The following is a 20,251-nucleotide window of genomic DNA, read 5'->3' as shown; positions in this document are numbered from 1 at the left end:
TTCCTGCGGTTGCACCGCTCCGCAAATGGAATTCTCAAAAAAAAATCGCTTTTATTGGAAAATCATTGGAAATTTCGTATTTCAAGTCTATGTTAAGAGAAAACGAGTTGTCATTGGTTTTCGGAGACTCATTTCCAGAGAGGAACAACGGTTATGATGAAGCATTTTTTCGGTTCGGCGCTTGCGCTCGCAATTCTCGGATTCGGAACCACTGGTTGCGGTCTCTTCAGTAACGAGACCCCGGCGGAAATGACTTCCCCGGTGGAGGAGGCGTATCCGGATCCGGGCTTCGGTCCGAACAACACCGGTCTCGGCGGCGTTCCCGGCGATTCTTTCGGCAGCGGTCCGTCCGGCTGGTCCGCCGGGGCGACGGATGAGGGAATCAACTCCGTCTCCCCGGATGACGGCACCGGCTGGGTCGAGGCCGATCCCAGCGGGAACCGGCTCAACATGCCGATCATCTACTTCGCTTATGACTCGGATGTGCTCGTACCCTCCGAACAGGCGAACCTCGACCGCATCGCCCAGTATCTCCAGGCGAATCCGACGCTCGGGCTCGTGATCGAGGGCCACTGCGACCAGCGCGGCACTGAAGAGTACAACCGTGCGCTCGGTGAACGCCGCGCGAATGCGATCCGCGCCTATCTCGCCGGCTGCGGCGTTGCCGATACGCGGATGAGAACCCTCAGCTACGGCAAGGACAAGCCGGCGGTCGAGGGGACGGGCGAAGCGGTCTGGGGTCAGAACCGGCGCGGCGTTCCGGTTCCGATGCGGATGCCGCAGCATTGATTTACAACGAACCGCATGATGTTCGTTTACGATCGTTTCTAAAACCGGAAATCTCGCTCGGCCGGCCGCGTCTGCGGTCGGACGGGCTTTTTACATCTGAATGATAAAAAGTGGAAAATATTTAAATATCAGGAGTTTACAGCGATGAGTAAAATTCATGCCGACCATGTTTTTACCTCCGAGTCGGTTTCGGAGGGGCATCCCGATAAGGTGTGTGACCAGATTTCCGATGCGATCCTCGACGCCTGCCTCATGCAGGATCCCGAGAGTCGTGTCGCCTGCGAGACGCTGACCACGACGAATCTCGTCGTCATCTCCGGTGAGATCACGACGAAAGCGAAAGTCAACTGGCAGGAAGTTGCGCTCGATGCGGTCCGCAAGATCGGCTACAATGAACATGGCGTCGGTTTCTGCGCCGACGACGCGAAGGTGATGATCTGCATCCACAAGCAGTCTCCGGATATCTCGCAGGGGGTGACCGAGGGTGAGGGGCTCTTCACCGAGCAGGGCGCGGGCGATCAGGGCATGATGTTCGGCTATGCCTCGAACGAGACTCCCGCCTACATGCCGGCGCCGATCTACTATGCCCACAAGATCGTCGAGGAACTCGCGCGGCTGCGCCATACCGGATCGAAAGAGTACCGTTACCTGCGGCCCGACTCGAAGAGCCAGGTTTCGATCCGTTATTCTCAGGGGAAGCCGGTTGCGGTGACCGCGGTTGTGGTTTCGCACCAGCATACCCCGGATATGGATATTAAATGGCTGGAGTCTCTGGTCCGGGAGGTCGTGAAGAAAGTTATTCCGGCCGAGTTGCTGAATGACGACATTGTGTATTATGTCAATCCGACCGGTCGGTTCGAGATCGGCGGTCCGCATGGAGATACCGGGTTGACCGGCCGCAAGATCATCGTCGACACCTACGGCGGCGTCGGCAGCCACGGCGGCGGCGCGTTCTCCGGCAAGGATCCCTCAAAAGTGGACCGTTCGGCCGCTTACATGTGCCGCTACATCGCGAAGAACATCGTCGCGGCGGGACTCGCGGACAAGTGCGAAATTCAGGTTGCCTATGCCATCGGCGTGGCTGAGCCGCTCTCGATCAACGTCGACACCTACGGCACCGGCAAACTCAGGAACGAACAGGATCTCGAGAAAGTGGTCCGCAAGGTGTTCAGCCTGAAGCCGGCGGCGATCATTCAGACACTCGGACTCAAACATCCCGGCAACGGCTGGTGTTATGCGGATACGGCCGCCTACGGTCACTTCGGCCGTCCGCAGTTCCCGTGGGAAAAGCTCGACAAGGTCGAAGAACTCAAAGCCGCCGCGGCGGAATACCTGAAGTAAGGCATCATGGGAATTCTGAACGGACGCAACTCCGCGAACGGCGGGGAGTTCCGGCTGCTCGGCGTCGGTTCGCCGCTGCTGGATGTCCTCGTCCCGGTCGATGAGGCATTTCTTGAGACCGTCCCCGGAGAAAAGGGCGGCATGCTCATGGTCGAACCGGAGTTTCAGGAGGAGGTTCTGCGGCGGCTGCCGACGGAACCGCGGCTCGTTCCGGGCGGGTCGGCCGGCAATACGATCTTCGGGCTCGCGCGCCTCGGAATTCCGGTCGCGATGTTCGGCAAGCTCGGCGATGACGAAAACGGCAATTTTTACCGCAGCCGGCTGCGGGAACTCGGCGGATCCGATGCGGAGTTCATTGCGACGTCGGAATTGCCGACCGGGACGTGTCTTTCGATGATCACGCCCGATGCGGAACGCACGATGCGCTCCGCGCTGGCGGCTTCGCTGCTTGTGCGTCCCGAAGAGGCCGATGCGGTCGACTACTCGAGGTATGATTTCGTCTATATCGAGGGGTACATGTTCTACTCGGCGGTCATGCCGACCGTGCTCCGGAAAGCGAAAGAGGCGGGCTGCCGGATCGGAATCGACCTCGCATCGTTTGAAGTGGTCCGGGATTTCCGCGAGAGTCTGCCGTCGATCCTCAAAGAGTATGTCGATGTGATTCTCGCGAACGAGGAGGAGGCCGCTGCGCTGCTCGGGGAGATGTCCGCTGAGGAGCAGCTCGACCGGCTCGCCTCCTGGTGTGATGTCGCCGCCGTGAAACTCGGCCGGAAGGGCGCGCTTGTGAAGTCAGGCAACGAAACCGTGCGGATTCCGGCGCAGCTCGTCGAGAATCCGGTCGATACGACCGCCGCGGGTGACCTCTGGGCAACGGGATTTCTCTACGGGCTCTGCCGCGACCGGAATCTGGCGGAGGCCGCGTACTACGGTGCGCTCGTGAGCTCCGAGGTGGTCAAGGTGGTCGGCTCCGAGATTCCGGAAGAGCGCTGGAGCTATATCAGAAGCAGGATGCAGGAAGGAACCAAATAAGATGGAATACAAGGTCAAGGATATCAATCTGGCCGACTTCGGCCGGAAAGAGATTGAAATCGCCGAGCAGGAGATGCCCGGCCTCATGGCGACCCGTGCGAAATACGGTCCGCAGCAGCCGCTCAAGGGTGTCAAGATCATGGGCAGTCTGCACATGACGATTCAGACCGCCGTGCTCATCGAGACGCTCAAGGCGCTCGGCGCGGATGTCCGCTGGGCGAGCTGCAACATCTTCTCGACGCAGGATCACGCGGCGGCGGCGATCGCGGCCGACGGCGTGCCGGTTTTCGCATGGAAAGGCGAAACGCTTGAGGAGTACTGGGAGTGCACCTATCGCGCGATGACCTGGCCGGACGGGTCCGGACCGGATCAGATCGTCGACGACGGCGGCGACGCGACGCTGCTGATCCACCGCGGGTATGCGGCGGAGAACGATCCGTCGATTCTCGACGTTCCGACCGATGTGATGGAGCTTGCGATCATCAATGCGCTGCTCAAGCGCGTTCTCGCGGAGGATCCGCAGCACTGGCACAAGGTCGCCGCGAATGTGAAAGGCGTTTCGGAAGAGACCACTACGGGAGTTCACCGGCTTATTCAGATGCAGGCGAAAGGCGAACTGCTCTTCCCGGCGATCAACGTGAACGACTCGGTCACGAAGAGCAAATTCGACAACATCTACGGCTGCCGCCACAGTCTGACCGACGGAATCAAGCGCGCGCTCGACGTGATGCTTTCCGGCAAGACGGTCATGGTCTGCGGCTACGGCGACGTGGGCAAGGGGTGCGCAGAGGCGCTGCACAACGAACGCGCCCGCGTGCTGGTGAGCGAGATCGATCCCATTTGCGCGCTTCAGGCGTGCATGGCCGGTTTCCAGGTCTGCACGGTCGAGGATGCGCTGCCGCAGGCGGATCTTTTCGTCACGACCACCGGCAACTGCCGGATCATCACGGCCGAGCACATGGCGAAGATGAAAGATCAGGCGATCGTCTGCAACATCGGCCACTTCGACGACGAGATCGAGGTCGCGCGGCTCGAGAGCTGGCCCGGCATCAAAAAGACGGTCATCAAAGGCAGTGAGTGTCCGGTCAGCCGTTTCACGTTCCCGGACGGCCACAGCATCTATCTGCTGGCGGAGGGACGGCTCGTGAACCTCGGCTGCGCGACGGGGCATCCGTCGTTCGTGATGTCGAACAGTTTTACGAACCAGACGCTCGCGCAGATCGACATCGCCCGCAATGCGGGGCGGAAGGTCGGCGTCTACCTGATCGAGAAGAAACTCGACGAGGAAGTCGCGCGGCTGCACCTCGAAAAACTCGGCGCGAAATTGACGAAACTCACGCCGGAACAGGCCGCCTACATCGGCGTTCCGGTCGATGGCCCTTACAAGCCGGAGAACTACCGTTACTAGAGGCCGGGCCGGAAAGGGTGAACAGGATGAATCGGAACTTGACCCAGAGAGGAATCCCCCGCGTCACCGACGCGGGCGTGACCGGCGGCCGCGGTTGATGTTTTTTCGTGCAGGCAGTAAGAAATTTGGAATATAAGGTTTACGATTATGAGTGATTATCCTCTGGAGACAATCCGCCACAGCGCGGCTCATGTGATGGCTGCGGCGGTGCAGAAGCTGTATCCCGATGCGAAATTCGACATCGGTCCGGCCACTGAAAACGGTTTTTACTACGATTTCGACATGGAGCACCGCCTCGTGAACGAGGACTTGAAAGAGATCGAAAAGCAGATGAAGAAGCTGATCGGCCGCAAGCTGCCGTTTGAGCATTTCGAGCTCTCCCGCGAGGAGGCGCAGAAGATGCTCTCGGAGGCGGGACAGCCCTACAAGCTCGAACGTCTTGCTGACATTCCCGAGGGGGAGAAGATCGGCTTTTACCGGACGGGCGACTTCGTCGATCTCTGCCGGGGACCGCACGTCTCGAATACCGGCGACATCGGCGCGGTGAAGCTGCTGTCGATTGCGGGCAGCTACTTCCGCGGCGACGAGAAGAACAAGATGCTGCAGCGCATTTACGGGACCGCGTTCGCGACGGAGGCGGAACTCAAGGAGCACATCCGCATGCAGGAGGAGGCCGCGAAGCGCGACCACCGCAAACTCGGGCAGGAGCTTGATCTCTTCAGCTTCTCCGAGAACGTCGGTCCGGGTCTTGTGCTCTGGCATCCGAAAGGGGCGTTTATCCGTCACACATTCGAGACTTTCTGGAAAGAGGAACACTACAAGAACGGCTATCAGCTGCTCTACACGCCGCACATCGGGCAGAGTGTGCTCTGGGAGACGAGCGGACACCTTGATTTCTACCGGGACAGCATGTATTCGGCGATGAAGATCGACGAGAAGGATTACTACGTCAAGCCGATGAACTGCCCGTTCCACATTGAGATCTATCAGTCGCGTCTGCGTTCGTACCGCGAGCTGCCGCTGCGCTGGGCGGAGCTCGGGACGGTCTATCGCTATGAGAAGTCCGGAGCGCTGCACGGGCTGCTGCGTGTGCGCGGATTCACGCAGGACGATTCGCACATCATCTGCACGCCGGAGCAGATTGAGGATGAGATCGCCGAGGTTCTCCGTTTCAGTCTCTATATCTGGAACTGCTTCGGGTTCAAGGATATCAAACCGTATCTGTCGACGCGTCCGGCGAAAGCGGTGGGCGAGCCGGAGCGGTGGGAGAAAGCGATCACCTCGCTGCGCAAGGCGGTGGACAAACTCGGGCTCGAGTGCGAAGTCGACGAGGGCGGCGGTGCGTTCTACGGGCCGAAGATCGACCTGAAAGTGAAAGACGCGATCGGGCGCGAATGGCAGACAGCGACGATCCAGTTCGACTTCAATCTGCCGGAACGCTTCGACATGACCTACATCGGCGAGGACGGGAAGAAGCATCGTCCGTTCATGGTGCACCGGGCGCTGATGGGTTCGCTCGAACGTTTCTTCGGCATTCTGATCGAGCAGTATGCGGGGGCGTTTCCGCTGTGGCTTGCACCGGAACAGGCGCGGGTGCTGCCGGTTTCGGAGAAGCAGCTCGATTACGCGAAGAAGCTCGAACTCGAGCTGCGGCAGAAAGGATTCCGGGTCGAAACCGACGTGCGCGCGTCGAGCCTCGGGGCGAAGATCAAGGATGCGCGCAACGAGCGCATCCCGTATCTGCTCGTGGTCGGCGAACGCGAGGCCGCGGACGGCACGGCGGCGGTGCGGAACCGCCGGGAAGGGGAACTCGGGACGCTTTCCGTCGAACAACTTGCGGAAAAAATGCGTTACGAGGTTGAAAATAAGATCGTTTGAAGTATTGTATTCGGATACGACAATCCGCGCCGGGGGGGGCCCGGTGCGGAGACATAGCAAAGAGCCGACGTCTGGAAGGAGGGTATCGCTATTGCTAAGTTGTTGAAACCCAATGATCGCAGCTTCACTGCGGATCAGGTGCGTCTGATCGGTCCCGAGGGCGAACAGATGGATGTGGTTCCGCTGGCGAGAGCGCGGGAGCTGGCGCATGAGGCCGGGTTGGATCTGGTGCTGGTATCGGATCGTTCGACTCCGCCGGTGGTGCGCATCATGAATTTCGGCAAACTTCAGTATGAGCAGAAGAAGAATCTGAAGGCGCAGCGCCGGAATTCTGCGGCTCAGAAGCTGAAGGAAGTCAAGTTTCATGTGAACATCGACAGTCACGATTATGAGACAAAAATCAAACATGCGCTTGACTTTTTGGATAAAGGGTGTAGATTAAAGATCACTCTGGCGCTTCGGGGCCGTGAGATGGCCCATCAGGATCTGGCATTCCAGCTGATGGATCAGGTGATGGCCGAGCTGGCACCGTATGCGGATGCCGACGGGAAACCGAAGATGCTGGGGCGGAATATTTCCGTGAATTTCGCTCCGAAATAAGAGGGGGCGGAAACGAGTCGTCGCAGCCGGTGGTGCATTGACCGGCTCGACGGAAACCAATCCTTACAAAGAAAGTAGGAACAACAATGCCGAAGCTCAAAACCAGAAAATGTGCCGCCAAGCGGCTCAAGCAGACCGGAACGGGCAAGTTCCGGCACCACAAGGCGGGCGCCCGACACCTGAAGTCGTCCAAGAACGCCAAGCGCCGTCGTCGTCTCCGTCAGGACGGAGCCGTGAAGTCGACCGAAATGAGCCGGATCAAGGCCGCGCTCCCGTACGGTCTCTAATTCTTAACGACGGAGGAAAACGAAGATGTCGAGAGTTACTTATGCCGTGCCGTCGCGCAAGCGCCGCAAGCGCACCCTGGAGCGCGCGAAGGGTTTTTACGGGAATGCGAGCAAGAACATCCGTACCGTGTACGATGCCGTCGACAAGGCGGGCGTCCATTCGTACAAGGGGCGCAAGCAGAAGAAGCAGCAGTACCGCGGTCTCTGGATCGTGCGCATCAACGCCGCCTGCCGCGCGCTGGATGTGAACTACAGCAAGTTCATGAACGGGCTCAAGAAAGCGAACATCGAGCTGAACCGCAAGGTTCTCGCCGATCTCGCGGTCAACGAACCCGCGGAGTTCAAGGCTCTGGTGGAAAAAGTCACCCAGGCCTGAGGCTCGTAACACATGCTCAAGCAGCTTGAAGGTGGTGACTTTTTTCACCGGCTTCAAGCTGTTTTTGCTTTTATCTGCGGAGAATGATCGATGATCTTGTATGAATTGAGGCGATTTAGCGGCCGCCGCCAGATGCACCGAGGCCGTCCCCTGAGGGCGGATTCGGGTCATCCGGCGGCGGGAGTGTTTGTCGGAATTCGGAATCGGGAATGGAGCCGCCCCGACGGCGGCAGATGATATAGTTCAGGAACGGAATTTTATGAACGCGATCATAGAGAAAATCAACCGGGCGCTGGAAGAGGCGGCGGCGAAAGCTGCGGCCGCCTCCGCCGCAGACGCCGTCGAACAGATTCGGATCGATTACCTCGGACGCAACGGATTGTTTCCGGCGCTGTCGAAAGAGATGGGGAGCGTCGCCCCGGAGGAGCGCAAGGAGACCGGGCGCGCTTTCAACGAGGGGAGAACCAGGATTCAGGCCCTGATCGATGAGGCCACCGCGCGTCTCGCCTCGGCTCCGGGCACTGCCGAGGGGGCGATCGACCTTTCGCTGCCGGGACGGCGCTGGAACTGCGGGCGCAAACATCCGGTCACGATTGTGGCCGACGAGTGTGCGGAGATCTTCCGCCGCATGGGGTTCATCGTCTCGGAGGGGCCCGAGATCGAAGATATCTTCCACAACTTCGATGCGCTCAATACGCCGATGGATCACCCGTCGCGCGATCCGCAGGATACGTTTTATTTTGAGGACGGCCGCATTCTGCGCACGCAGACCAGTCCCGTGCAGATCCGCACGATGGAGTCGCATGAGCCGCCGGTCCGCATCGTTGCGCCGGGGCGGGTGTTCCGCCGCGATACGCCGGATGCGACTCACGGCATGAACTTCCACCAGATCGAGGGACTCTATATCGACAAGGGGGTCTCGATGGCGGATCTGAAGAGCGTGCTGCGCATGTTTGCGACCGAGATGTTCGGGCCGAAAGTGAAGATCCGGCTGCGGCCGCACTTCTTCCCGTTCACGGAACCGTCGGTCGAGTACGATTTCTCCTGCATCATGTGCGGCGGCAAGGGGTGTCCGGTCTGCAAGCATTCAGGCTGGATCGAGATCGCCGGGGCGGGTATGGTTGACCCCGCAGTGCTGAAAAACGTCGGGTACGATCCCGAAATCTGGACGGGATACGCGTTCGGGCTGGGCATCGAGCGGCTCGCGATGCTGCGCTACCGGATTCCGGATCTGCGTTATCTGTACGAGAACGACGTCCGGTTCCTCGAACAATTCTGAACGGCTGAAATGAGGATGGATCTCAAATGAATATTTCACGAAACTGGCTTGCCCGTTACGTCACGATCGATTGTGACCTTGAAACTCTCTGCGATAAACTCACGATGGCCGGGATCGAAGTCGAGGCGGTCGAATCGGCGGGGACGGTACCCGCCGGCGTCGTCACCGGCCGGATTCTGACCCGCAAACCCCATCCGGATTCGGATCACATGTCGGTCTGCACGGTCGACATCGGCGGCGGCACGGTGCTGCAGATCGTCTGCGGCGCGCCGAACTGCGATGCCGGGTGCGTCGTTCCGGTCGCGACGATCGGGACGGTGTTCCACACGCCGGAGGGGGATTTCAAGATCAAGAAGTCGAAACTCCGCGGCGTCGAGTCGCAGGGAATGATGTGCAGCGAAAAGGAGCTCGGGCTCTCCGACAACCACGAGGGACTCATGATTCTCGATCCGGCGACGGAACTCGGGCAGCCGGTCGACCGGCTCTTCCCGGGGGACACGCGCATCGAGATCGAAGTGACGCCGAACCGCCCCGACTGGCTTTCGATGTGGGGCGTCGCGCGCGACGTCTCCTGTTTGCTCGGGACGGAGGCGAAACTGCCGGAAATCACCATTCCCGTTTGCGACAAACCCGCGCCGGGGCTCGTCACGGTCGAGGCGCCGGATCTCTGCACCCGCTACATCGGGCGGTTGATCCGCAACGTGAAGATCGGGCCGTCGCCGGAGTGGATTCAGAAGTCGCTCGAGAGCGTCGGGCTGCGGCCGATCAACAACGTGGTCGACGTGACGAACTTCGTGATGATGGAGCTCGGGCAGCCGCTGCATGCGTTCGACCTCGCGAAACTCAAGGAGGGGCGGGTGATCGCGCGCCGCGCGAAGTCCGGGGAGAAGATCACGACACTCGACGGCAAGAATCTGACGCTGGAGCCGCGCCACCTCGTGATTGCCGACGCCGAAAAGCCGATGGCGCTAGCGGGCGTCATGGGCGGAGAATATTCCGGCGTCACGGAGGAGACGACCGATGTGCTGCTCGAGAGCGCGGTATTCTTCTCCTCAAACATCCGCGCCACGAGTCGCGAGCTCGGGATTTCGAGCGATTCGAGTTATCGTTATGAGCGCGGCGTCGACTGGGATATGGCGGAACTCGCCTCGAAGCGGGCCGCGCAGCTGATTCTCGAGACTGCGGGCGGCGAACTCGGCAGCGAGGCGGTCGATGTGAACACGGGCCGCCCCGCCGAGAAAGTCATTCCATGCCGGTTCGACCGGGTGCGTGCGCTGATTGGAACGCAGGTGTCGAACGAGCGGATCGTGGAGATTTTCCGGACGCTGCATTTGAAAGTGGACGATGTGACGGAGACCGGGTGCGTCGTGACCGCGCCGCTCTTCCGTCTCGATCTTGAGCGTGAAGCGGACCTGATCGAAGAGGTCGCCCGCATCGACGGACTCGACCGGATTCCGGAGATCGCCGTGACCGGCAAGATCTGCGGGTCGATCCGTGAGGATGCGTATCTGCCGCTCGAGACGCTGCGGAACAAGATCATCTCGCTCGGATTCTACGAGTGTCTGCATTACAGCACGGTGAATCGGGAGTCGGCGCTGTCGGACAGCCGGTTCACGGAGTCGGACCTGATCCGGCTGAAGAATCCGATCAGTCTGGAACTGGCGATCATGCGTCCGAGTCTGCTCGGCGAGATGCTCGGCACGATTGAGCGGAACATTTCACGCCGGAATCTCACATTGAAGCTCTTTGAGACCGGCAAGGCGTTCTGCCGCAATCCGGAACTCTTCCCGGAGGAGCGGTTCGAGCTCTGCATGGCACTGACCGGTTTGAAACATCCGGAACAGTATTCGGATGAGCTCAAGGCGCAGTATGATTTCTACGACATGAAAGGCGCGCTCGAGTCGCTCTTTGAACTGATGAACATCAGACGTTACCGCTTCGTTCCGGTCGAGGACGGGCGGTTCCGGAAAGGGCGTGCCGCGGAAGTGCAGATCGAGGGGAAAAAGGCGGGCGCATTCGGCGAACTTGCGCCGTCGCTCGTGAAAGGGTGGCGCACGACCTATCCGATTTTCGTCGCTCAGCTCGACATGGCGACGCTTCTGGCGGCGGATCACGGGGTGGGTTATTACGTTCCGTTCTCGCTTTTCCCGGCGACGAGCCGCGATGTGGCGTTCGTCGCTCCGGCGGGGCTCACGCATGCGGATGTGCTGGAGTTCATCCGCAAGGCGAAACCGGCGGATCTCGAATCGGTGCGGCTCTTCGATATTTTCGAGAAAGATGGACGCAAGAGCATGGCTTATCAGCTCACGTTCCGGAACCGGGAGCGAACGCTGACCGATGCGGAAGTCAACTCCCGTTTCGAGAAGCTGCGTGAAAAGCTGAAGAACGAATTGAAAGTGGAATTGCGGTGATCTTCCCGGCGGCGGGGAGTCCCGAATCGAATGTGCAACAGCAATTTGGGAAGGAAATAACGATGAGCAACAGCAGAAGTGCCGGGACGGTGTTCGAGGGGAATCTCGACGCGAAAGGTCTCAAGTTCGGGATCGTCTGCGCGCGTTTCAATGACTTTTTCGTGAGTCGTTTGCTGGATGGGGCGATGGATGCGATCGTGCGCCACGGCGGCAGCGCCGCGGATGTGGCGGTGGCGTATGTGCCGGGATCTTACGAGATTCCGTTCGCCGTGAAGAAGCTGCTTCTGACGAAGAAGTTCGATGCGGTTCTCGCGCTCGGCGTGGTGATTCAGGGGGCGACTTCGCACGCGGGTTACATCAATGCGGAAGTGGCGAAAGGGCTTGCGCAGCTCGGGCTTGAGTTCGGCGTGCCGGTGACTTACGGCATGATTACGGCGGAGAATCTCGAGCAGGCGATTGAGCGCAGCGGGACGAAAGCCGGCAACAAGGGTGTCGACGCGGCGGTCGCGGCGATTGAAATGGCGAATCTGACCAGGGCGATCCAGTGATGTTTGAGGACGACGACTTTACCGGGGCTCAGGAGCCCCGCCCCCACGCGAAACGGATGGGGCGCGAACTTGCGATGCAGTATCTGTTCCGCTGCGATATGCGGCAGGAGCTGCCCGACGCGGAGACGTTTGCGCGCTTTTACGATCAGATCCGGGAGGAGCACGGGCTCAAGGAGAACCGTTTCGGGCGCAAGGCCCGGGAGTATGCCGAAAAGCTCTATCTCGCGGTGGCGCTGAACAGTGACGAGATCGATTCGGTCATTCGTCAGCGGAGCCAGAACTGGGATTTCGAGCGGATCTCGCATGTCGACCGCAACATCATGCGGGTTGCGGTTGCCGAGATGCTTTATATCGAGGACGTGCCGCCGGTGGTCAGCATCGACGAGGCGGTCGAGATCGCGCGCGATTACTCCGGGGATGAGGCGGGCTGTTTCATCAACGGCGTGCTGAACGGCATCAAGGATACCTTGAAGCGGGATCCGCGCAGCGGAAAACAACCGAAAAAAGGCGAACAGGAATGAAATCGATTTTCTCCATCTTCAAGCGGGGGTTGGAAAAGACCACGACCCGGGTTGCCCGGACGATCGGTTCGATCTTCACCGGGGTCAAGGCGCACAGCGCGGCAACGTTCGATGAACTTGAGGAGCTGCTGATCTCCGCCGATTTCGGCGTATCGGCCTCGCTCCGCATCGTCGGAGAGATCCGGGACCGGTATGAGCGCGGCGCAATCGCCACAAATGCCGACCTCGTCAAAGTCGCTTCGGAGACGGTGAAGGAGATTTTGCGTCAACGCTCGCGTCCGATTCATTACGCGGAAGCGGGCAAGCCGACCGTGATTCTGATGGTCGGCGTAAACGGCAGCGGAAAAACCACGACCATCGGAAAACTTGCAGCCCGTTTCCGGGCGGACGGCAAGCGGGTGGTGCTCGCCGCGTGCGACACGTTCCGGGCGGCCGCGGTCGAACAGCTGCAGCTCTGGGGCGACCGGACCGATTCGCAGGTGGTCTCCGCGAAACACGGGGCCGATCCCGCGAGCGTCGCCTACGACGCCACGCAGGCCGCGCTCGCGCGCAACGCGGACTATCTGCTGATCGACACGGCGGGCCGCCAGCACAACCAGAAAGGGTTGATGGACGAACTTGCGAAGATCCGCCGCTCGATTGAGAAAGTCTATCCCGGTGCGCCGCATGAGGTGTGGCTCACGGTCGATGCGAGTCTCGGCGGCAATGTGCTGAATCAGGCGCGGGAGTTTTCCAAAGCGACCGGAGTCACCGGGCTCGTGCTGACCAAACTCGACGGAACCGGAAAGGGCGGCATGGTCGTTGCGCTGCACCAGGAATTCGAGCTGCCGACGTTTTTCATCGGGCTCGGGGAGCAGCCGGAGGATCTGCAGCCGTTCAGTCCGGAATTTTACGCGGACGCGCTGTTCGGCGAAGAGTCCGGGAACGAAGAAGAGGAGCATGACTGATTCCGATGGACGGAGAGAACAAAGACCGTTCGTATATGCTCGAAGCGCTGGGGCTGGCGCGCATGGGCTGGGGACTGACCAGCCCGAACCCGATGGTCGGGGCGGTGATCGTGCGCGACGGCGTCATCATCGGGCGCGGCTACCACTTCCGGGCGGGGGAGCCGCACGCGGAGATCAATGCGTTTTCCGACGCGGCGCGGCACGGTTATGACCCGAAAGGGGCGACGCTTTACGTCACGCTTGAGCCGTGTTGTACGACCGGACGCACGCCCCCCTGCACGGATGCGATCATCGCCGCCGGGATCGGGCGGGTCGTGATCGGGTCGCTCGACCCGAATCCGCACCATGCGGGTCGCGGGGTGGAACTGCTCGAGGCGGCCGGAATCGAGGTGACGGTCGGCGTCGAACAGAGCGCCTGCAGCGAATTGAATCAGGCGTTCTTCAAGTGGATCAGCACCGGCAAGCCGTTCGTGATTCTGAAGATGGCCATGACGCTCGACGGGAAGATCGCGACCGCTTCCGGCGAATCGAAGTGGATCACCGGGCCGGAAGCGCGGCGGCGGGTTCAGACGCTGCGCCGCCTCAGCGATGCGATCATGGTCGGCGGCGAAACCGTGCGGCAGGATCATCCGCAGCTGACCGTGCGCGAACCGGAATCGTGGCCGCGCCAGCCGCTGCGGATCATCGCGAGCCGCAGCATGGATGACGAGGAGGTCGCTTCCTACTTCCCGGACGGGAACTTCGAGCGGGTCGAGCTCGAGACGAACGAGGAGTGGCACAGTCTGCTGATCCGCCTCGGCGCGCGCAACATCACGTGTCTTTTGATCGAGGGTGGCGGGGAGCTCGCGGCGGCGGCGATCGATGCGAACGCGGTCGACATGGTCGAGTTTCACATCGCGCCGAAGCTGCTCGGCGGTCGCGACAGCCGTCCCGTGCTCGGTGGAAACAACCCCGAATCGATGGAGTTCGCGCGGAAACTGCACAATGTCAAAGTGACCCATTACGGCGAGGACATCGCCATCAGCGGGCGGCTGGAGGAGTGACATGTTTACCGGGCTGGTGGAAATGACCGGCGTGCTGGTCGGATTGCATGGGGAGCATCTGAGGCTGCGCCCGTCGAAGAAATTCGAGAAGCCGGTCTACGGCGAGAGCGTCGCGGTGAACGGCTGCTGCCTCACACTGGAGCGTGAACTTGCGGGCGGCGTGCTCGAGTTCTTCACGCTGGCCGAGACGCAGCGTCGGACGAATCTCGGGAAGCTGAAACCCGGGGCACTGCTGAACATGGAACGGGCGCTGCGGCTCGGTGACCGGCTCGGCGGGCATATTGTTTCCGGGCACATCGATGCGGCGGCCGAGGTGATCGATTTCCGCCGGATGGCGGACGGGGATTATGAATTGCGGGTGGCACTTCCGGAGTCGCTCGCTCCCGAGATCGTCGAAAAGGGGAGCATCGCGATTGACGGCGTATCGCTGACGGTAGTCGATGTGGGGAAGAGCGATTTCTCCGTCTGCCTGATTCCGGTTACACGCAATGACACGGCGCTGGTGGCGCGAACGCCGGGGACACTTGTGAATCTCGAGGGAGATCTTGTGGGCAAATACATCCGCCGTCAGTTCGAGCTGCGCATGGAGGGGGCTGCCGCGGCGCCCGCTCCGTCCGGGATCACGATGGATACGCTGCGGGAAGCGGGGTTTCTGTGAAGCCGGCAGTGGAATTCGGCGCGGTCTTCGCCTCGACGGAGGGGTTTGCCCGGATGCCGGAGCCGTATCCGGCCGGGCTGGGGTTTCTCATGTTTCCCGGAGATGCGCTGGAGAGTCAGGAGCTGCGCATGAAGCTCCACAAGATTGTCTCCGGCAAGGTGGCGGTTGTGCCGCGCGAACTTCTCTCCTATGAGATGGTTTCGCTGCTGCCGGAACAGAATCTCGCGTTGAAAGTGGAATTCGCGCGCGTCTTCCGGGCACGCTGCAAACGGGCGCTCGAGCTGCGCAGCAGCGAGGTCGGACTGCGGATCGACTGGGAACGGATGCAAACGGAGCGGAGCTATCGCGAGGCGCTGCTCTTGTTGCTGCGCGGGACATTCGGGATTCTCGACGAGTACCGCCTGAAGTTGCGGATTGCGCTGCGTCTGCCCGGGGATGCGGAGGCGTATGTGCGTTTTCTGCGGGAGATGTTGTTTCCCGGTCTGGTGTTTTCGCTCGAATGCACGCCCGGATCGGTGGAGGCGGAAACACTCCATGCGCTGCGGTTTTATTCAGACTGCTTTGTGCTGCACCCGGACCCCGAAACCGGACGGGGATGGAGTGCTGATGAGATACGAAAACTCGCGGAGGATGCGGGCACGCTCTGCGTTTCTCCGCGCCGGTTCGGAGTTGTGACCGGAGATGTTCACGGCGTAGCGGCGCTGGCGGAGGAGTTCCGTCGCGCGGCCGCGGCTCCGCCGGAAATCAGGGAGAAGGAATCATGTTGAAACTCGGAGTGAATATCGATCACATTGCGACCGTGCGCCAGGCGCGTCTTGCCGCGTCGCCGCATCCGCTGGAGGGGGCGCTTCTCGCGGAGAAGGCGGGCGCATGGGGGATCACCGCGCACCTGCGCGAGGATCGCCGCCACATCCAGGATGCGGACATCCGCGAACTTGCGAAGAGTGTGAAGAATCTGAATATGGAGATGGCGGTCACCGATGAGATGGTGCGCATCGCCTGCGAGGTCAAGCCTCACAGCAGCTGCCTTGTGCCGGAGAAGCGGCAGGAGTTGACTACGGAGGGAGGACTGGACGTCGCCGGGCAGCGCGACAAGGTGCGCGCCGCCGTGGAGAAACTGCATGAGGCCGGGATTGTCGTGAGCTGTTTCATCGATCCGGTGGAGGCGCAGCTGGATGCGGCGAAAGAGGTCGGCGCCGACTATGTTGAACTCCACACCGGAACCTATTCCAATACGGTCGGAGAAGCGCGGCGGCAGGAGCTTGAGCGGCTCAAGGCGGCGGCGGAGCATGCGCATAAAATCGGACTTTCGGTCAATGCCGGGCACGGGATCGATTACGAAAACATCGCCGGAATCCTCGAGATTCCGCACCTTTCGGAGTTGAACATCGGTCACTCGATCATCGGCCGGGCGATCATGGTCGGCATGGAGCGCGCCGTCGGCGAAATGCTCGAGGCGATGAAGCCTTACTCGAAATAGTTGATTCATGAGTTCACATCGCGGTCACGGCATTCTGAAGAGTTCGCTCGGAGTCTCCCTGGCGACGCTGCTGTCACGGCTGCTCGGTCTGGTCCGGGTGATGCTCGAGGCGCGTGTGCTCGGCGGCGACGCCGTGGCGAGCGCGTGGGGACTGGCGTTCGCGATTCCGAACACGTTCCGGCGACTGCTCGGGGAGGGAGCGCTCGGGACCGCGCTGATTCCGCTCGTCTCCGAGACCGATGAGAAAGCCGGGCCGGAACAGGTCCGGCGCGAGCTCGGCATTGTCTTTTCGGTGCTGTCGCTGATTCTGGCGTTGATTGTGGCGGTGGTCGCGGGTTGTGCGATCGGGCTGCGTGAACTTGCCGGAGAGGAGTCGTTCGGCAGGCTGTCTCGGGTGCTGGCGAGCCGGCGCGTACAGCTGGCGCTCACGATTCTGCCGCTTCTGATGCCGTATGCGTTCTTCATCTGCCTGATTGGTGCGATCGGTGCGGTGCTGAACACCCGCAAGATCTTTGTGCTGCCCGCCCTCGGGGCGCTGCTGTTGAATTTTTTTCTGATCGGAGGACTTTATACGGCGTTTCGGCGCGGGATTTCGGGAACGAATCTGTTCGGATTTCTCGAGACGCTGTCGTACCTGGTTCTCGCCTCCGGGGCGATTCAGCTTGTGCTGATGCTGCTGCTGCTCTGGCGGGCGGGGCGGTTCCCGTCCCTCTCCTGGAGGGCGTTTCGGGAGAGTGACATTCTCGGGAGACTCTGGCGGCTGGTGCTGCCGGGGATGATCGGCGGAGCGGCACTTCAGATCAGTTTTCTGATCGACCGTTCGCTCGCGATCTTTCTCGGGCCGAAAGCGGTTCCGGCGCTGAACTACGTGGATCGGATCATCGATCTGCCGATCGGGATTTACGCGATCGCGCTCGGATCGGTGCTGACTGCGACGATGTCACGGGCGGCGGCGCGCGGGGATCTGGCGGAGATTTCACACGATCTCGGGTTCAGTCTGCGGCACGTCTATTTTCTCTGCGTCCCGATGGCGGTCGGGGTCGTTTTCTTCTGGGAGCCGATGCTCCGAATTCTCTGTCTCGGCGGAAACTATACGCGGGAGGATCTGGAGGCGGCTCGGATGGTTGCGATCTTCTACGGGGCGGGAATTCCGGCGTTCTGCTCGATCAAGGTGCTGCTTGCTCCGTTCAATGCGCGGAAGATGATGAGTACGACGCTGCGTTATTCGCTTGTGGCGATCGGGTGCAACGTGGTGTTGAATCTGCTGCTCATGTGGCCGCTGCGGCAGGGGGGGATCGCACTGGCGACGGTGCTCTCGTCGATGTTGAACAACACGCTTCTGCTGCGTCATTTGAGGAACGAGGGAATTCCGCTGGACATCCGTGGAATCGGGTGGACGTTCGTGCGTTCGCTCATATTCGCGCTTGTTGCGGGATTTGCTCTGATGTGGCTCTATCCGGTTTTGCGGGAACATCTGACGAGCCGTTACGTCGGCGAATTGCCTGCGTTTGCGCTTCTGGGGGTGTTGTTTGCGCTGCTCTACTTCGGGGGAAGCCGCCTCTGTCATGCACCGGAGATTCCGGAACTCATCGCCGTTCTGCGCCGCCGCTGAACAGCGGATAAAATCCCAAAAAAAGAAACCTGCCGGGGAAAGTGTGCACGGACGATGAGGCCCGGGAGTACCGCCTGCGAAGTGAACGTGCCGCATAACGATGAAAAACGGTCCCGTGACCGGATTGCTCCGGCGCGGGACCGCAGAAGAACGGGCGGCAGGCTCAGCGCGCGTCGACCGTGACCGACTCGGGGCCGACCAGATAGAGGATCGACGGCGTGGCGGTGAACTCTTTTCCGGGGACCGGCTGTTTCTCGCCGAGGTGATTCATCGCCTCGGCGTTTCCTTTGATCCGCATGGAGAGCTTCTGATGGAAATCCGCCGTCCAGACGGCCCAGACTTTCACGCCGTCCGGCCGTTTCCAGTTCGCGAGATAGCTCTTGCCGTGAACTGAAATTTCCGGAACGGTCGAACCCGACGGGCAGAGCGTGGTCAGCGTCTTGTAAGCGTGGAACGCGGGTTTCGGCGAGAAGTCCGCGTGGACGATTCCAAAGTGGTGTTCGCGTTCATCCGGCTTCCACTCCCCCGCGCGGAAGTTGTACCAGAAGATCCGTTCAACTCCGTTCGCCAGCGCGATGAGATAGGTGCGCGGCAGCATTTCCGCCTGCCGCTTTTCCGTGGTGGAATCAGTGACGCCGAGTCCCGAGTAGACGATGATGTTCCCTTTGAGATCACTGTTGAGCTTGTAGAGCGCGCAGATCGTTCCCCGGTAGTCGTCGGTACCGGCTTCGATCACCGGGATAAATTCGTCGCCTTTCTTCAGGTTGGCGTCGGTCAGGAACCGGCCGGTCGGCTTGAAATCGACCTTGAATTTCCCGGCGAAGCGGGATGCGGGTTTCTGCCATTTCTCCTGCTGGGGGACGCTGTTTTTGACCCACCAGGTCTCCCAGGCGATGTGGAGATGTTTCAGGTATTTGTCATTGACCTGCACGTTTTTGCCGCTCCCTTTGCCGTCCATCTGGTAATCATGATAGAACGGCAGTCCGGTCGGCAGCAGAAGCGTGCCGCCGCGCTTCACGTAGTCGATCACATCCGGAAGATAGCTCATCGGGAACTCCTCGGATGTGGAGGGAACCAGAACCGGGAACCGCTTCACGTCCAGTGATTTCAGATCTTTCAGCCGGATGCGTTCAACCTTGCGGAACATGCCGAGATTGAAGTCCGCGTTGAAATTCGGCGCTTCAAAGAACCCGAGTTCCGGATCATTCACGACCGCAACGGCTCCCGCCGCCGGATCGACCCCCGCCTCCGCCAGAACCGACGGCAGCACATCGACGAAGAAGCGCGGCGGCCGTGCCGTGGCCCAGCCCACTTCCGTGATCCAGATCGGTTTTTCGCCGACACCGTATTTCCGCATGAGGGCTTTCAAACTTGTGAGATCGGAAAACATCATTTCCGGCACGCCGCGCCAGTGGTACGGATGGATGTTCATCACATCGAAATATTTTCCCGCTCCGGCTTTCAGCGACGCTTCGATGAACGGGAGCGGAACCCCCGCCGTGCCGCCATACAGAACCGTGAGTTCCGGATTGATCGCCTTGATCTCCCGGTAGGTGCGTTCCAGCAGTTTCGCATAATTTTCTCCGCTGGAGGTGTCGTGCCAGAACGAGGGGGAGTTCTGTTCGTTCCAGACCTCCCAGTAGCGGAGCAGCGGGTAGCGGGTCACGAGATTCCGCACGTAGTTGCTCCACAAATCGAGATGTTTCCACGCCGGAGTCGCCCACGGCACATCGTAATCGAGGATCGGCAGAACGTTGATGTTCTCCTTTTTCGCGAGTTCGACCACCCGGTCGAGCTGGTTGTACTGCCAGGTGCCCTGTTTGATTTCCGCGTATTTCCAGTCGAAGTCAGTGCGCACATAGTTGATGCCGGCCTCGTGCATCTTCTGAAACGTCTGCGGGGCGAACTGCCACTCGCCGCGGCTCACGTGGGCGCATACGCCGTAGGGATCGTGAATCACCTCCGGTGCCGCGAACAGTGATGCGCCCGCCGTAACGACGGCCAGGCTTCCCAGGATTTTGTTTTTCATAGCATTTCTCCTCTG

At 60.6% G+C, this 20,251-nt stretch carries 19 protein-coding genes; 18 read left to right on the top strand and 1 reads right to left on the bottom strand.

Annotated elements, in window-relative coordinates; translation table 11 throughout:
• Positions 1 to 153 precede the first annotated feature (153 nt).
• The 18 genes from Q0J85_RS00370 (at position 154) to murJ (ending at position 18,207) form a co-directional block, all read left to right on the top strand.
• A complete protein-coding gene (locus Q0J85_RS00370; RefSeq protein WP_294477154.1) occupies positions 154 to 789 on the top strand; it encodes an OmpA family protein in 636 nt (211 codons plus the stop codon).
• A gap of 144 nt (positions 790 to 933) precedes the next feature.
• A complete protein-coding gene (gene metK / locus Q0J85_RS00365; RefSeq protein ID WP_294477152.1) occupies positions 934 to 2,130 on the top strand; it encodes a methionine adenosyltransferase in 1,197 nt (398 codons plus the stop codon).
• Between the two features lie 6 nt (positions 2,131 to 2,136).
• A complete protein-coding gene (locus tag Q0J85_RS00360; protein ID WP_294477150.1) occupies positions 2,137 to 3,159 on the top strand; it encodes an adenosine kinase in 1,023 nt (340 codons plus the stop codon).
• Position 3,160: 1 nt separating this feature from the next.
• The gene (gene ahcY / locus Q0J85_RS00355) at positions 3,161 to 4,567 is read left to right on the top strand and encodes an adenosylhomocysteinase (RefSeq protein WP_294477148.1); all 1,407 of its coding nucleotides are present in this window, start codon (positions 3,161 to 3,163) and stop codon (positions 4,565 to 4,567) included.
• Between the two features lie 147 nt (positions 4,568 to 4,714).
• Positions 4,715 to 6,445, top strand: a complete 1,731-nt coding sequence (thrS, locus tag Q0J85_RS00350; RefSeq protein WP_294477146.1) for a threonine--tRNA ligase — start codon at positions 4,715 to 4,717, stop codon at positions 6,443 to 6,445.
• Between the two features lie 99 nt (positions 6,446 to 6,544).
• Positions 6,545 to 7,045, top strand: coding sequence for a translation initiation factor IF-3 (infC, locus tag Q0J85_RS00345; protein ID WP_294477145.1), 501 nt, complete (start codon positions 6,545 to 6,547; stop codon positions 7,043 to 7,045).
• Positions 7,046 to 7,131: 86 nt separating this feature from the next.
• Positions 7,132 to 7,332 (top strand): 50S ribosomal protein L35, encoded by a 201-nt coding sequence (gene rpmI, locus Q0J85_RS00340; RefSeq protein WP_106053776.1) that lies wholly within the window; start codon positions 7,132 to 7,134, stop codon positions 7,330 to 7,332.
• Between the two features lie 25 nt (positions 7,333 to 7,357).
• Positions 7,358 to 7,708 carry a 50S ribosomal protein L20 gene (rplT, locus tag Q0J85_RS00335; RefSeq protein WP_106053777.1) on the top strand — a complete coding sequence of 117 codons (351 nt, stop codon included), beginning with the start codon at positions 7,358 to 7,360 and terminating at the stop codon, positions 7,706 to 7,708.
• A gap of 268 nt (positions 7,709 to 7,976) precedes the next feature.
• Positions 7,977 to 8,987 carry a phenylalanine--tRNA ligase subunit alpha gene (gene pheS, locus Q0J85_RS00330; RefSeq protein WP_367274566.1) on the top strand — a complete coding sequence of 337 codons (1,011 nt, stop codon included), beginning with the start codon at positions 7,977 to 7,979 and terminating at the stop codon, positions 8,985 to 8,987.
• A gap of 26 nt (positions 8,988 to 9,013) precedes the next feature.
• Entirely contained in the window at positions 9,014 to 11,398 is a 2,385-nt protein-coding gene (gene pheT, locus Q0J85_RS00325) for a phenylalanine--tRNA ligase subunit beta (RefSeq protein ID WP_294477134.1), read from the top strand.
• Between the two features lie 62 nt (positions 11,399 to 11,460).
• Positions 11,461 to 11,946 carry a 6,7-dimethyl-8-ribityllumazine synthase gene (gene ribH, locus Q0J85_RS00320; protein WP_294477132.1) on the top strand — a complete coding sequence of 162 codons (486 nt, stop codon included), beginning with the start codon at positions 11,461 to 11,463 and terminating at the stop codon, positions 11,944 to 11,946.
• Positions 11,946 to 12,467, top strand: a complete 522-nt coding sequence (gene nusB, locus Q0J85_RS00315; RefSeq protein WP_294477131.1) for a transcription antitermination factor NusB — start codon at positions 11,946 to 11,948, stop codon at positions 12,465 to 12,467. The genes ribH and nusB overlap by 1 nt, the downstream gene beginning before the upstream one ends.
• On the top strand, positions 12,464 to 13,414 hold the full coding sequence (gene ftsY, locus Q0J85_RS00310) for a signal recognition particle-docking protein FtsY (RefSeq protein ID WP_294477128.1): 951 nt from the start codon (positions 12,464 to 12,466) through the stop codon (positions 13,412 to 13,414). The genes nusB and ftsY overlap by 4 nt, the downstream gene beginning before the upstream one ends.
• Before the next feature lie 5 nt (positions 13,415 to 13,419).
• Positions 13,420 to 14,457: a bifunctional diaminohydroxyphosphoribosylaminopyrimidine deaminase/5-amino-6-(5-phosphoribosylamino)uracil reductase RibD gene (ribD, locus tag Q0J85_RS00305; protein WP_294477125.1), complete on the top strand. Its 1,038-nt coding sequence runs from the start codon at positions 13,420 to 13,422 to the stop codon at positions 14,455 to 14,457.
• A gap of 1 nt (position 14,458) precedes the next feature.
• A complete protein-coding gene (locus tag Q0J85_RS00300; protein WP_294477123.1) occupies positions 14,459 to 15,115 on the top strand; it encodes a riboflavin synthase in 657 nt (218 codons plus the stop codon).
• The gene (locus Q0J85_RS00295; protein ID WP_294477121.1) at positions 15,112 to 15,882 is read left to right on the top strand and encodes a hypothetical protein; all 771 of its coding nucleotides are present in this window, start codon (positions 15,112 to 15,114) and stop codon (positions 15,880 to 15,882) included. Before Q0J85_RS00300 ends, Q0J85_RS00295 begins: the two co-directional genes overlap by 4 nt.
• Positions 15,876 to 16,595: a pyridoxine 5'-phosphate synthase gene (locus Q0J85_RS00290; RefSeq protein WP_294477118.1), complete on the top strand. Its 720-nt coding sequence runs from the start codon at positions 15,876 to 15,878 to the stop codon at positions 16,593 to 16,595. Before Q0J85_RS00295 ends, Q0J85_RS00290 begins: the two co-directional genes overlap by 7 nt.
• Before the next feature lie 7 nt (positions 16,596 to 16,602).
• Positions 16,603 to 18,207: a murein biosynthesis integral membrane protein MurJ gene (gene murJ / locus Q0J85_RS00285; RefSeq protein WP_294477116.1), complete on the top strand. Its 1,605-nt coding sequence runs from the start codon at positions 16,603 to 16,605 to the stop codon at positions 18,205 to 18,207.
• A 163-nt stretch (positions 18,208 to 18,370) separates the two neighbouring features.
• Here murJ and Q0J85_RS00280 read toward each other — a convergent pair whose 3' ends face one another.
• Complete coding sequence (locus Q0J85_RS00280; protein ID WP_294477114.1) at positions 18,371 to 20,236, bottom strand: beta-galactosidase; 1,866 nt, start codon at positions 20,234 to 20,236, stop codon at positions 18,371 to 18,373.
• Positions 20,237 to 20,251 lie beyond the last annotated feature (15 nt).

This window comes from uncultured Victivallis sp., from assembly GCA_944389935.1.
GTDB lineage: Bacteria > Verrucomicrobiota > Lentisphaeria > Victivallales > Victivallaceae > Victivallis.
This window is presented reverse-complemented; position numbering and strand designations above follow the sequence as displayed.

Excerpts from the sequence above, each read along its gene's own strand:
- Q0J85_RS00370 (WP_294477154.1), top strand. The coding sequence starts at position 154 with ATGATGAAGCATTTTTTCGGTTCGGCGCTTGCGCTCGCAATTCTCGGA.
- metK (WP_294477152.1), top strand. The coding sequence starts at position 934 with ATGAGTAAAATTCATGCCGACCATGTTTTTACCTCCGAGTCGGTTTCG.
- Q0J85_RS00360 (WP_294477150.1), top strand. The coding sequence starts at position 2,137 with ATGGGAATTCTGAACGGACGCAACTCCGCGAACGGCGGGGAGTTCCGG.
- ahcY (WP_294477148.1), top strand. The coding sequence starts at position 3,161 with ATGGAATACAAGGTCAAGGATATCAATCTGGCCGACTTCGGCCGGAAA.
- thrS (WP_294477146.1), top strand. The coding sequence starts at position 4,715 with ATGAGTGATTATCCTCTGGAGACAATCCGCCACAGCGCGGCTCATGTG.
- rpmI (WP_106053776.1), top strand. The coding sequence starts at position 7,132 with ATGCCGAAGCTCAAAACCAGAAAATGTGCCGCCAAGCGGCTCAAGCAG.
- rplT (WP_106053777.1), top strand. The coding sequence starts at position 7,358 with ATGTCGAGAGTTACTTATGCCGTGCCGTCGCGCAAGCGCCGCAAGCGC.
- pheT (WP_294477134.1), top strand. The coding sequence starts at position 9,014 with ATGAATATTTCACGAAACTGGCTTGCCCGTTACGTCACGATCGATTGT.
- ribH (WP_294477132.1), top strand. The coding sequence starts at position 11,461 with ATGAGCAACAGCAGAAGTGCCGGGACGGTGTTCGAGGGGAATCTCGAC.
- nusB (WP_294477131.1), top strand. The coding sequence starts at position 11,946 with ATGTTTGAGGACGACGACTTTACCGGGGCTCAGGAGCCCCGCCCCCAC.
- ftsY (WP_294477128.1), top strand. The coding sequence starts at position 12,464 with ATGAAATCGATTTTCTCCATCTTCAAGCGGGGGTTGGAAAAGACCACG.
- ribD (WP_294477125.1), top strand. The coding sequence starts at position 13,420 with ATGGACGGAGAGAACAAAGACCGTTCGTATATGCTCGAAGCGCTGGGG.
- Q0J85_RS00300 (WP_294477123.1), top strand. The coding sequence starts at position 14,459 with ATGTTTACCGGGCTGGTGGAAATGACCGGCGTGCTGGTCGGATTGCAT.
- Q0J85_RS00290 (WP_294477118.1), top strand. The coding sequence starts at position 15,876 with ATGTTGAAACTCGGAGTGAATATCGATCACATTGCGACCGTGCGCCAG.
- murJ (WP_294477116.1), top strand. The coding sequence starts at position 16,603 with ATGAGTTCACATCGCGGTCACGGCATTCTGAAGAGTTCGCTCGGAGTC.
- Q0J85_RS00280 (WP_294477114.1), bottom strand. The coding sequence starts at position 20,236 with ATGAAAAACAAAATCCTGGGAAGCCTGGCCGTCGTTACGGCGGGCGCA.